Genomic DNA, 12,012 nt, shown 5'->3' with positions numbered 1-12,012 from the left:
CAAGGACCTCAAGGCGAACAAGGACTTCACGGCGAACAAGGACCTCAGGGCGAACAAGGACCTCAGGGCGAACAAGGACCTCAGGGCGAACAAGGTATTCAAGGGGAACGAGGACCTCAGGGCGAACAAGGTATTCAAGGGGAACGAGGACCTCAGGGCGAACAAGGTATTCAAGGGGAACGAGGACCTCAAGGGTTTAGTTTTCCAGTAACTACAGCCGTACTTAAAAATACACTTCCACAAACTATAAAACCTAATCAAAACATCCAGTTCAATCTTATCTCAAACATAAATAACATACATTTCGATGCAACAGATACAATCACAATCCTTGAAGATGGTGTATATGTCATTGACTTTTCAGCTTCAACAATATTTTCGGGGTCAGCTCCCTTCGGCTTTGGAATTTCCATTAATGGCAACATACCTTCAGATAACTTTTCAGCAAACACAATTGGAAGTTCAATTACATTTTCAACAATTGAAACTTTAAAATCCAGAACTACGATTACTATTCAATCTACCACTAATACAATCACTATTCCCGAGACAGGTGATACCACTGTTAGACTCTCTATTTTCCGCATTCATTAAAGAATCTCTAAAATATATAAATAAAAAAAGAGCGAATCACTCGCTCTTTTTTGCTATGTACAATTCTTTACTACTCTAATTCAATTGAAACGTTTTTTTGTGGAACAAATGTAGAAATAGCATGTTTATAAATAAGCTGTTGCTTACCTTCTGTTTCCAATAAAACTGTAAAGTTATCAAAACCTTTAATTAATCCACGAAGCTGGAAACCATTTAATAAGTACAGCGTCACAAACGTATTTTCTTTACGGAGTTGATTTAAAAACTGATCTTGAATATTGATTGATTGCTTCATGTCGAATCCTCCTCTTTTTCTCTACTTACTTATTATTCGACTTTAATTGTAGCTTTCCTTCTATGTACCGCAAAATTTCTGCTGTTTTTTCACCATCGGTCACATCAAACCATGTAACATCCATCTTATTACGGAACCATGTTAGTTGACGCTTTGCATAGCGACGCGAATTTGTTTTTAATTGCATTATCGCTTCTTCTAGCGAAACATGCCCTTCAAAATAATTATATAATTCTTTGTAACCAATCGCTTGAATAGATTGACAGTCCCTGACTCCATTTTCGTATAAAGCCTTCACTTCTTGCAGCAATCCTTGTTTGACCATAAGATCAACACGCAAGTTGATGCGATCATATAACATTCCGCGATCCATAGTCAAGCCGATTAGCGAAACATCATATAACAACTCATTTTCTTGCTTTTCAAGTTGATCACTCATCTTCTGCCCCGTTGTATGAAAAATTTCCAAAGCACGAATGACACGCCTTACATTATTCATATGAATGCGACTTGCACTTTCTGGATCTACCTCTCGCAGCTTTTCATGTACATATTCTACACCATGTTCTGTCGCTAGTTTTTCTAGTTCCTCTCGATATACAGGGTCTCCAGCTTCATCTGTAAACTGATAGTCATATAAAACTGATTGTATATAAAGGCCTGTACCACCAACAATAATCGGTAGTTTCCCACGTTCTGTAATTTCTCGAATATAACCTCGAACAAGCTCTTGAAATTCCGCTACAGAAAATGAATCTTCTGGATTTTTAATATCGATCATGTAATGCGGAATTCCTTCCATTTCTTCCATTGTTGCCTTAGCTGTCCCGATATCCATCGTACGATAAATTTGCATTGAGTCCCCGCTAATGATTTCACCATTTAACGCTTTTGCGAGATCAATGCTTAATTTTGTCTTTCCCACCGCAGTCGGTCCGATGATGACAGCAACTTTTTCACGTTGCAGTTCTCCCATATACTTCAACTCTCTTTATGTAATCTTATCCATCTGATCATTATATCCAATCTTACCAATTTTAATAGTCATAATGCAAGTTCTTTCAATACTGTAAATGAAATTCAAAAAATAAGAATGATACAGTGAACCTTTAACCAAGTAAGATCACCTTCTTCCCTCACCGATTATCCCCCTAACCAAACAGGCTTTTATAAAGTTTCTCGCCTCCCTCTAAATCTTATGATGAGGACCTTATTCCCTAAATGGCGAGATAAATTTGACATAGTTTGTCCAATGGTACATATACATGATAAAAAATAGGATCGGAGAGGATATAATGAAAATCGGACAAGCTACGCTTAATTTTTCAACATTAACGGAAGAACTCATTTTAGAAACATCCTTAAAAGAAAAGAACTGCTCACAAGAAGAATTATATTTCGCTTTAAGCTGCTTACTACGTTCCTTTCATACATTATTGGACAATCAAACTTTAGACGAACCGACTAAACAATATGCACAAACCCAATTTTGCAGTGCATATAAAATCATCACAGGCCGCACTGTATATCCATTTTAAACTCACAAAAAGGGCTGTTAGGAAATTCCCAACAGCCTGAAAGACCAGCACTCGATATTTAAGTGCTAGATTTATTTTTTTAACAACAATAGCATTATTTTAAAATTTTCACTTTAACAGATTTACGTCCCCATTTGTTAGCAGCGCTATCTGAGCCAACTAGAACATCGATACGGTTACCTTTAATTGCACCGCCAGTGTCACCAGCAATTGCTTCTCCGTAACCTTCTACCCATACTTTTGATCCAAGTGGAATCACTTTCGGGTCAACAGCAATCATTTTCATGTTTGGATTCGCTGTTAGGTCATGACCCATTGCAGTTAATACACGACCACCATATGTGCCGCCATTTTCACTCGGATGAGCTGTATATGCTGTAGCTTCAACTGTTAGTTCACGACCACCAGAAGGAGTGTTTGTTTCTGCTGCTTTGACAGCAGGTTTAGCAGCTGGTTTTTCTTGTGCTGCTGGTGCTTTTGCCTCTGCTTTAGCAGGTGCTGCAGCTTGAGCAGGAGCAGGCGTTTCTTGTTTTTCGATAACAGGTGCTGTACCTGTTAAGAAAGGAACATGAACGTAAGCTGTTTTCCCGTTATATTCGAATTGTAACCATCCATTTTGTACTTGGTTCGTTGTTTCGATCATATCGTCTTTCTTAAGCGTACCAAGAATTTCTGAGTTTGTGTTCGCTTCAGCACGTACGTTTAATACGTTTGCTGTTACGTAATAGATGCTTTTTGTAAATTCTGTGCTTACGAATGCGTCTTTACCATTTAATTTGATTTGTGACCATCCGTTTTCTGTATTTGTAACATCTAATTTATGACCATTTAATACTTTACCTACAACTTGTGATTCAGTAGTTGGGTTCTCGCGTACATTTAATACCTCTGTTGTTACAACAGTTTCTGCTTTTGCAGAAGTAGTGAAAATCCCAAGACCAAAAACCGCTGCTGCTGCTATACCAATTAATTTTTTCATGAATAGCCTCCATTCGCTTTGTTTTCGTGTCCTCATTATAGCAACAGTTTTTCAGGAGATTTAGGATATCACACAATTACAAACGATTCGTAATCAACCATTAATGCTTTGTAATATAAAGTAGAATAAAAGAAAATAGTGTTCTATACGTATTTTTAAGAGTTTTAATCATTTTTTTCTTTCAAACTCATATGTTTTTTTTGCAATAAAAGTAATAGTATTACCATCTTGTTACAAAAAAACACCGAAACATTACAATTCTTGGTTGCGCTATGTCTTTTTATGTCATAAATCATATACATTTTGACATTCATATATATAACGTACACTATAATCCGAAAAGGACAGCTACCTAATATGGCCGCTGTCCTTTTGAACTTTTTATGAAATTTTCTTTTTCCATATCCCTAACATAAGGGCAGATACAATAGAACCTATTAATATAGAAAGAATATATAGAACTGGTTTATTCACTAATAATATAACAAATATTCCACCGTGTGGCGCTGGCAATGTAATTCCAAATAACATCGATAATGCACCAGCAAGACTTGAGCCCACAACACAACTGACAATTACACGGATTGGATCAGCAGCCGCAAATGGTATTGCCCCTTCTGTAATAAATGATGCCCCCATAATATAGTTTGTAAAACCCGATTTACGTTCTGCTTCTGTAAATTTCGCTTTAAAAAGTGTAGTTGCAAGTGCAACCGCAAGCGGAGGTACCATTCCACCAGCCATAACAGCTGAATGCACACCAAAGTTTCCAGCCTCAATTGCAGCAATCCCAAATGTAAATGCTGCTTTATTAATAGGACCACCCATATCAATAGCCATCATTCCACCTAAAATAAGCCCTAATAGTATAGCATTCGCGCCACCTAAACCATTTAACCAACTCGTTAATGCCTCATTTAAAGCAACAACAGGAGGATTTACAACTTTCAACATTAATACCCCTGTAAGTAACAAACCAAGTACCGGATATAATAAAACAGGTTTAATTCCTTCTAATTGTGCTGGTAAACCTGCTAATACTTTCTTTAAACCAAGTACAATATATCCAGCTAAGAAACCAGCAATTAATCCACCTAAAAATCCTGCATTTGCTTGCGCTGCTAAAAATCCACCGACAATACCAGGCATAAACCCTGGGCGATCCGCAATAGAACTCGCAATAAATCCAGCTAATATCGGAACAAGGAATTGGAATGCCCCTTTACCACCAATTGACATTAATGTTTCTGCAACCGGCCCTTTCGTATCGATACCACCAAAGAAAAAGGCTAGTGCAATTAAAATACCGCCACCAACAACGAAAGGTAACATATTACTAACACCATTCATTAAATGCTTATATATACCAAATCCTTTTTCCTTCTCTGGCTCCTCTACTTTTCTATTTTCTTTTATTCCTTTAAAAATCGGGGCTTCTTGATTCACAGCTCGATTAATTAGCTGGTCTGATTTCCGAATACCATCTGCAACTGGTACTTGAATAACATGCTTTCCAGCGAAGCGATTCATTTCTACTTGTTTATCCGCCGCAACGATAATAGCTGTTGCACGCTCAATATCCTCTTTCGTTAATCCATTTTTCACACCAGTAGAACCATTTGTTTCGACCTTAATCGCAATTCCTAATTCTGCTGCCTTTGCCTTTAGACTGTCCGCAGCCATATATGTGTGAGCGATACCAGTCGGACAAGCTGTTACCGCTAACACATATGGTTCATTTCCTTCCGGTTTTGTTACTTCACTTTGCTCATCTTCTTGTTCATTTTCTTTTTCATCGAACAAATGAAGAAGCTCCTCTTCACTTTTTGCTTCTAACAGTTGTTTGCGAAACCCTTCATCCATTAATAACGTAGATAGACGAGATAGTGTTTCTAAATGTGTATTGTTTGCTCCTTCACTAGCCGCAATCATAAAGAATAAATGAGCTGGTTGTCCATCAAGTGACTCATAATTGACACCGCTTACACTTCGTCCAAAGCAAATAGCTGGTTGTTTGACTGCTTTTGTTTTGGCATGTGGAATAGCAATCCCTTCACCAATTCCAGTTGTACTCTGCATTTCACGCTGTAAAATAGCCTCTTTAAATTCCTCTTGGCTATTCAATCTTCCTGCCTTTTCTAGTTTCTCTACTAATTCATCGATGACAGCTTCTTTTGCTGAAGCTGTCAAATCCATGATAACGGTATCCCTTTTTAAAAGTTTTGTAATTTTCATATTCTGTTCCCCCTACCGCTTTGTAATCATTACTTGCGATAATAATTCCTCTACTTTATCTTTCGTACATAAATCAGCTGAAAAAGCTGTTGCACTTCCTGTTGCTACACCATAACGAATTGCTTCTTCAACATCTTTCGTTTTTTCATATATCCCCACAAAACCTGCAACAAGAGAGTCTCCCGCTCCGACAGAATTGATAACTGTTCCTTTTGGTACGGTTGCCTCATATATTCCTTCACTTGTAAATAATAAAGCTCCATCTCCTGCCATAGAAACAATTACATTCTGTACACCTTGTTCAATTAACTTTTTTCCATATGGAATAATTTCTTCTACTGTTGAAAGCTTTTCTCCAAATAATTCTCCAAGCTCATAATGATTCGGCTTGATTAAAAATGGCTTATTTTGAGTCACATACTGAAGCGCACTTCCGCTCGCATCAACAATGACGTTAATGTGACGTTCTGCTCCAAAAGCAGCAATCGTTTCATAAAATGTTTTTGGAATCGATGCTGGAATACTACCAGCTAATACAAGATAATCACCAGCCTGCATATTTTCAATTTTGTTCATCAACTGCCCGAGCTGCTCATCCGTAATAACAGGCCCTTGCCCGTTCAGTTCTGTTTCTTCCTGTCCCTTTATTTTCACATTAATACGCGAATCTCCATCTACATGAACAAAATTCGTCCTAACACCTTCACTTTTCAAAATATCTTCAATAAATTGACCTGTGAATCCACCTATAAAACCGAGCGCTGTATTATCTATTCCCATCCGATGAAGCACACGGGATACATTAATCCCTTTCCCACCAGGAAATTTCATATCTTTTTCCGCTCGATTGACAGTTCCCAGTGTGAAATACTCTGCTTGAACAACATAATCAATCGATGGATTTAAAGTAACTGTATAAATCATCGTTTATCAACCTCAATTACATTTGTTTTTCGTTTATATTCTTCTTGCTCTCCTTCTAATGCATTTGTAATAATTGTCGCTTCTTCAATACTTGCAATTTTCGCAAATGCAACTTCGGCAAATTTACTTTCATCTATTAAAAAATAGCCTTCATTCGCTAATGTTAACGCCCTTTTTTTCAGCAATGCTTCTTCAGGATCAGGTGTTGTATATCCAAGCTGTTCATGTACACCATTCGCCCCTAAGAAACACTTATCAAATCGATACTGCTGCATACTTTCCTGTGCCATCGCACCAATTAAAGCCTTTGTTCGACTCTTCATCATCCCACCAAGCAAGTAAGCACGAATATTATTTTCAACTAGCGCTTCAATATGCATAAGTCCATTTGTTACAACTGTAACTTCTTTCTCTATTAAATACGGAATCATTTCAAACGTTGTACTTCCCGCATCTAAATAAATACAATCACCTTTTGCTACAAAAGACGCAGCATGCTTAGCGATTTGTTTTTTCACTTGAATGTTTTTGGCTGATTTTTCAACCATCGTAGGCTCTTCACCTTTTCCAGTTAATACAGCAGCCCCGCCATGGACTCTTTTTAATAAACGCCCTTTCTCTAATTGCGCTAAATCACGACGGATTGTTGATTCTGAACTTTTTGTTTCTTCCACCAACTGTTGTAATTTCACTACTTTTTTCTCTTTCACAAGCTGTAAAATTAGCTGATGACGTTCAGGAGTTAACATATCACTCACCTCTTCTTTGATTACAGTATAATGAAATCGGATTCAAAAATCAATCAAAAGCATTCAAATTCATTCAAATAAAACCACTAAACCGTTCAATAACATTCAAAGAACCTTCTTGATACGTATCAAGAAGGTTCTTTGAATTATCTTTATCCTTTATAATGAAGCTCTATAAATCTCTACTACATCTTTTTTATTTAATTTTTTAAAATGACCAAATTCACCATAAACCATCGCTTTTTCAGCCATTACATCAATTTTCTCTTCTCCAATTTCATAGTCAGCTAAACGAGACGGTGCTTCAATAGATGTCCAAAAGCTTCGCAACGCTTCGATACCTTCCACCGCAATTTCCTTATCCGTTTTCCCTTCCGTCTCTATATGAAACACACGCACCGCAAATTGTTTAAACCGATCTACATTTTCATCTAAAACATGCTTCATCCAATTTGGGAATAAAATCGCTAAACCACCGCCATGTGGAATATCATACACAGCTGAAACGGCATGCTCAATATTATGCGTTGCCCAATCACCGCGGACACCCATTGCTAAAATGCCATTTAGCGCCATCGTTCCACAATATAAAATTGTTTCTCGATGCTCATAGTTTTCTAAACCATTTAAAAGTTTCGGGGCTGTTTCAATGACTGTTTTTAAAATAGATTCACAATAGCGGTCTTGTAATTCTGTATTTGAACCTTGATGAAAGTATTGTTCTAATACATGGGACATAATATCAACCATACCATAAATAGTTTGATTTCTTGGTACAGAAGCTGTATGCGCTGGATCTAAAATAGAAAACTGTGGGAACGTAACAGGACTACCCCACCCATACTTTTCATTCGTTTCCCAATTTGTAATAACAGACCCTGCGTTCATCTCAGAACCTGTCGCCGCAAGAGTTAGTACTGTACCAAATGGTAAAGCTTCATTTGCAAATGCTTTCTTTGTCACAATGTCCCATACATCACCATCATATTTACTACCTGCAGCAATTGCTTTCGTACAATCGATGACACTTCCACCACCGACAGCTAAAATAAATTCAATATCATTTTCTTTACAGATTTGAATTCCTTTATTTACAGTAGATAAACGTGGGTTCGGTTCAACGCCTGTTAATTCAAAAATTTCTGCATCAATTTCGTTTAATATAGAGATTACATTATCATATACGCCATTTCTTTTAATACTCCCCCCGCCATATACGAGAAGAACCTTTTTACCATACTGAGGAATCTCTGTTTTTAATTGTTCTAATTGCCCTTGCCCAAAAATAAGCTTTGTCGGATTACGAAATATAAAATTTTGCATAATTTCCTACCCATCCTTCCAATATAAAAGTTACTATACTTTTGTATAACATATTTTGTTCATTTCACAAAAATATTTGCTTCATAAAGTGAATCTTCCATCAGTGAAAGTTAGCTCTCACCAATCAGATTTTCCCTCCCGCTACCTTCTTCACCTCTCTTTAAATCTTGAGTTGTGGGATATTACTACCTATGAATAGCGGAATAAAAAAATCCCAGCCCAAAGGCTGAGATTTTTTATTGATAATACGGTGAAATCATTAAGTAAACAATAACACCAGAAAGACTTACGTATAACCAAATTGGCATCGTCCAACGTACAATCTTACGATGACGAGTCAATTGGTTTGTAAAACCATATACAAGCGAGAATAATGCAAGCGGTACAATAATTGCCGCAAGGAAAATATGCGTAATTAAAATAAAGAAGTACACATATTTAATGATACCTTGCCCACCAAAATGCGTTGCTGGTGCTAAATAATGATACGATAAATATGAAACACAAAATAGCAATGTTGTTGTAAATGCCGCAAGAATAAAACCTCGGTGCATCTTTACATTCTTTTTAATAATAGAAAACAATGCTGCCAATAAAAATACAAATGTAAAGCTATTAAAAATTGCATTTAACATCGGCAAGATTGTTACATCAAAATGTACCTCTCCTTTGTAGCCAACAGGTCCAAAAAACAAAAATAAAATAATCGCATTGACAACTACAGAAAGCGTTATCACAATAGGAGCATAGCTTTTCTGATTTGTTGATTGATCTATCAAATTGTTCACTCCCTCTTCCTCTTTTACATATGTATAGTTAACCACACTATTTTAACATATTATTCATAGTGCAAATGTGACAATACTTTGACACACTGAAATCAAACAAAGAAAAAATCCTTCTTAATCATACTTCTTAAGAAGGATCTTATCGCTTTATTATTGAAATAGCAATTCGTTTAGTTTTTATTAAAAAACATGTCACTATATGCTTGAAAAATCTCTGATACTTGATATCCCATTAAAGAAATTGCTGTTAATGAAAAGAAACCAATCATAAGAAATCGAAACCACATATTATTCTCCTCCTTGTATTTAGCTTATAAACAATACGCTGTATTACAAGTCGGATAGCAATCTCCTTCTTCGGCTTCTTTTTTCTTCACAATGGCTGTTATAAACCGGATCATAAAGAATGTGATAAAAGGAAGTTCCGTCTGTTTTATATTGGCATAGTTGAGCAACGGTTCCCGCTCTAAATCGGACGGAGATGAAAAGGAATAGAACATACCTTGCTCTTCCATGTACACAATAACAATTTTTAAACAAAATAAAATTCCAAGAAATGAAACAATATCTTGCCAATCTGTTGTATACAATACATTATAAAGATCCAATACGTACTCTTCCATTATCACCCCTCCTTCCTTTTTTACCATTTTCCTCGTCCGCATATAAAAAGTCAAGAAAAATGTTTTATATACACTGTGGCAATAGTGATTACATAATTTCCACTTGCACTTCTTGCTCCTGTAATATTTGAACGATTAACTCAAGCACTATTTTTTGCAGTAACTGATACCTAACTAATCCATTACTTTGCTCATTAGAACACCCCATTGTATATTCAATTCGCTGTACAACATAGCCTTCTACCAACAACTTTCCTTTTTCAATTGTTACTGAATTCTCTTTTGATTTTAGAACTTTTTGAGAAAAAAATTTACTATCTGTCAAAACAATTTCTTGTAAAACTTCTTTAATTTCTACTTCTTCTTGAAACATCACTCTTTCTTCTAAACTAATTTCCGTTTTATACTTCCCTATTTCAACTGGCAGTTTCGTCGTTACATAGTTACTCCTTTTTTTTTCGTTTCTCTGTTTTAAATTCAAATTGTGTATAGGAACCCATAAAGATTGCTCTAACTGATTTTCCCCACTATGTTTTATATAATTCTCACTCGAAAATTCTAGAAAAATCCTCTTTTCAAAAAGCTTTGAAGAAATTAAACGACAATATGGCTGTTCGTTATAATGATGTACCGTAGCTAACAACTTTGTATCTAACTCACGAAATATTTCATTCTCTTCGTTTTGAAATGCAAATACTTCTTCATTCGTACTACTCACAATAGGCGAGATTAAAAAATCAGCCACTTCGGATATGGTATGAAATGGTATTTTAATTGTCATGAGACCTGCTAATCTTCCTTCTTTTAATTCAGGAGGTGAACTTTCTTCCATCCCAATCTCTGAAGGTGAACTTTCTTCCACCTCACTCTCTGTAAATAGATTTTCTTCCATCCCGATCTCTGAAGGTGAACTTTCTTCCACTTCACTCTCTGTAAATAGATTTTCTTCCATCCCGATCTCTGAAGGTGAACTTTCTTCCACTTCACTCTCTGTAAATAGATTTTCTTCTATCCCGATCTCTGAAGGTGAACTTTCTTCCACTTCCAGCTCCGAGATTATTTTATGCTCAGAAAAAATTTTATCTATCATTTTATTACTAATCCATGGCTTATTCATCGTCAATCACTTCCTAACTGATGAATTGAAAGACTTATTTATTTTTTAAACACATAGTCGTTTCAACATTATATATGTTTTATAATAAAAAAAGACATCAACTTTTATTATAAAAAAAGACGATGTCTGTCTATTTTTTAAACTTGTACTTGCTGTACTTGTAAGATGTTCAAAGTAAGATCTAGTACGATTGTTTTACGAAGTTCGCTACATGACTTGTTCAAGTTTGTTAAACATGGTGAAAAATCAAACTCATAAAAATTAGCTCTGACTAATTCACAATACGGTTGTTTATTGTAAAAAACTAAATTTCCAAAAGAATTTGTATCTAACCGGGGTAAATAGACACCCTTAGGATTAATCAAGTGGGATGTAGTATCTAAAAAAGCTACCAATAAAGGCTGTGTTATAAAATCACCTGCTGTCAAATCTAGGAATCTAGAAAACGAGATATTAACAATCCGACTATACAATAATCCATTATACTGATCGGCAACATATTCAATGTTATTTCGAATATAGCCCTCTACAAATAATTTTGCTCTTGTGACTCGGCGATAATTGGTACCTGGTACCGACGTAAACGCTACAGGAACTAACTTACAGTGTGTTAAAAATACATTTTTCAACACACGTTTAATTTCGATTGCCAAAGGATCCAATGAAATATTTGCTTCTACAACAACTTGAATTGTTCTCTCTGCTAATACAACCGGGATTTTTACAATTGATGTTGTCGGTGAACTTTCTTCCACTTCACTCTCTGAAAATGGATCTTCTTCTATTCCAATCCATGAGGAGGCATTTTTTTCCACTCCACTCTCTGAAAATGAATTTTCTTCTATTC

13 protein-coding genes are annotated in these 12,012 nt (G+C 35.9%); 2 read left to right on the top strand and 11 right to left on the bottom strand.

Annotated features, from left to right (window positions below; translation table 11 throughout):
* On the top strand, positions 1 to 594 hold a 594-nt coding region (locus C564_RS0110030), incomplete at its 5' end, for a Gly-Xaa-Xaa repeat protein (RefSeq protein ID WP_018765227.1).
* Between the two features lie 70 nt (positions 595 to 664).
* On the opposite strand, the gene hfq is transcribed toward C564_RS0110030, so the two are convergent.
* Together hfq and miaA are read right to left on the bottom strand one after the other, a co-directional pair.
* A complete protein-coding gene (gene hfq, locus C564_RS0110025; protein WP_000813896.1) occupies positions 665 to 889 on the bottom strand; it encodes an RNA chaperone Hfq in 225 nt (74 codons plus the stop codon).
* Between the two features lie 25 nt (positions 890 to 914).
* Entirely contained in the window at positions 915 to 1,865 is a 951-nt protein-coding gene (gene miaA / locus C564_RS0110020; RefSeq protein ID WP_003208061.1) for a tRNA (adenosine(37)-N6)-dimethylallyltransferase MiaA, read from the bottom strand.
* Positions 1,866 to 2,190: 325 nt separating this feature from the next.
* Here miaA and C564_RS0110015 point away from each other — a divergent pair, with 325 nt between their 5' ends.
* Positions 2,191 to 2,427 (top strand): hypothetical protein, encoded by a 237-nt coding sequence (locus C564_RS0110015; RefSeq protein WP_026008523.1) that lies wholly within the window; start codon positions 2,191 to 2,193, stop codon positions 2,425 to 2,427.
* A gap of 94 nt (positions 2,428 to 2,521) precedes the next feature.
* Here C564_RS0110015 and C564_RS0110010 read toward each other — a convergent pair whose 3' ends face one another.
* The 9 genes from C564_RS0110010 to C564_RS0109965 all read right to left on the bottom strand — a co-directional run bounded on the left by C564_RS0110010 (position 2,522) and on the right by C564_RS0109965 (position 11,956).
* Entirely contained in the window at positions 2,522 to 3,406 is an 885-nt protein-coding gene (locus tag C564_RS0110010; protein ID WP_018765226.1) for a cell wall-binding protein EntA, read from the bottom strand.
* Between the two features lie 381 nt (positions 3,407 to 3,787).
* The gene (locus C564_RS0110005) at positions 3,788 to 5,641 is read right to left on the bottom strand and encodes a PTS fructose transporter subunit IIABC (RefSeq protein ID WP_018765225.1); all 1,854 of its coding nucleotides are present in this window, start codon (positions 5,639 to 5,641) and stop codon (positions 3,788 to 3,790) included.
* Between the two features lie 12 nt (positions 5,642 to 5,653).
* Positions 5,654 to 6,565: a 1-phosphofructokinase gene (gene pfkB, locus C564_RS0110000; protein WP_018765224.1), complete on the bottom strand. Its 912-nt coding sequence runs from the start codon at positions 6,563 to 6,565 to the stop codon at positions 5,654 to 5,656.
* Positions 6,562 to 7,314 carry a DeoR/GlpR family DNA-binding transcription regulator gene (locus tag C564_RS0109995; protein WP_006095662.1) on the bottom strand — a complete coding sequence of 251 codons (753 nt, stop codon included), beginning with the start codon at positions 7,312 to 7,314 and terminating at the stop codon, positions 6,562 to 6,564. The genes pfkB and C564_RS0109995 overlap by 4 nt, the downstream gene beginning before the upstream one ends.
* Positions 7,315 to 7,473: 159 nt before the next feature.
* Positions 7,474 to 8,637 (bottom strand): iron-containing alcohol dehydrogenase, encoded by a 1,164-nt coding sequence (locus C564_RS0109990; protein ID WP_003199298.1) that lies wholly within the window; start codon positions 8,635 to 8,637, stop codon positions 7,474 to 7,476.
* Positions 8,638 to 8,873: 236 nt separating this feature from the next.
* Positions 8,874 to 9,416 carry a DUF420 domain-containing protein gene (locus C564_RS0109985; protein ID WP_026008522.1) on the bottom strand — a complete coding sequence of 181 codons (543 nt, stop codon included), beginning with the start codon at positions 9,414 to 9,416 and terminating at the stop codon, positions 8,874 to 8,876.
* A 320-nt stretch (positions 9,417 to 9,736) separates the two neighbouring features.
* Positions 9,737 to 10,048, bottom strand: a complete 312-nt coding sequence (locus C564_RS0109975) for a hypothetical protein (RefSeq protein ID WP_016115838.1) — start codon at positions 10,046 to 10,048, stop codon at positions 9,737 to 9,739.
* Positions 10,049 to 10,136: 88 nt separating this feature from the next.
* On the bottom strand, positions 10,137 to 11,165 hold the full coding sequence (locus tag C564_RS0109970; RefSeq protein WP_018765222.1) for a BC_2427 family protein: 1,029 nt from the start codon (positions 11,163 to 11,165) through the stop codon (positions 10,137 to 10,139).
* A gap of 137 nt (positions 11,166 to 11,302) precedes the next feature.
* Positions 11,303 to 11,956 (bottom strand): CsxC family protein, encoded by a 654-nt coding sequence (locus C564_RS0109965; protein WP_371391702.1) that lies wholly within the window; start codon positions 11,954 to 11,956, stop codon positions 11,303 to 11,305.
* Positions 11,957 to 12,012 lie beyond the last annotated feature (56 nt).

Origin of the sequence: Bacillus sp. 105MF (genome assembly GCF_000374885.1) — a bacterium.
GTDB classification, from domain to species: Bacteria; Bacillota; Bacilli; order Bacillales; family Bacillaceae_G; genus Bacillus_A; species Bacillus_A pseudomycoides.
This window is presented reverse-complemented; position numbering and strand designations above follow the sequence as displayed.

Excerpts from the sequence above, each read along its gene's own strand:
- hfq (WP_000813896.1), bottom strand. The coding sequence starts at position 889 with ATGAAGCAATCAATCAATATTCAAGATCAGTTTTTAAATCAACTCCGT.
- miaA (WP_003208061.1), bottom strand. The coding sequence starts at position 1,865 with ATGGGAGAACTGCAACGTGAAAAAGTTGCTGTCATCATCGGACCGACT.
- C564_RS0110010 (WP_018765226.1), bottom strand. The coding sequence starts at position 3,406 with ATGAAAAAATTAATTGGTATAGCAGCAGCAGCGGTTTTTGGTCTTGGG.
- C564_RS0110005 (WP_018765225.1), bottom strand. The coding sequence starts at position 5,641 with ATGAAAATTACAAAACTTTTAAAAAGGGATACCGTTATCATGGATTTG.
- pfkB (WP_018765224.1), bottom strand. The coding sequence starts at position 6,565 with ATGATTTATACAGTTACTTTAAATCCATCGATTGATTATGTTGTTCAA.
- C564_RS0109995 (WP_006095662.1), bottom strand. The coding sequence starts at position 7,314 with ATGTTAACTCCTGAACGTCATCAGCTAATTTTACAGCTTGTGAAAGAG.
- C564_RS0109990 (WP_003199298.1), bottom strand. The coding sequence starts at position 8,637 with ATGCAAAATTTTATATTTCGTAATCCGACAAAGCTTATTTTTGGGCAA.
- C564_RS0109975 (WP_016115838.1), bottom strand. The coding sequence starts at position 10,048 with ATGGAAGAGTACGTATTGGATCTTTATAATGTATTGTATACAACAGAT.
- C564_RS0109970 (WP_018765222.1), bottom strand. The coding sequence starts at position 11,165 with ATGAATAAGCCATGGATTAGTAATAAAATGATAGATAAAATTTTTTCT.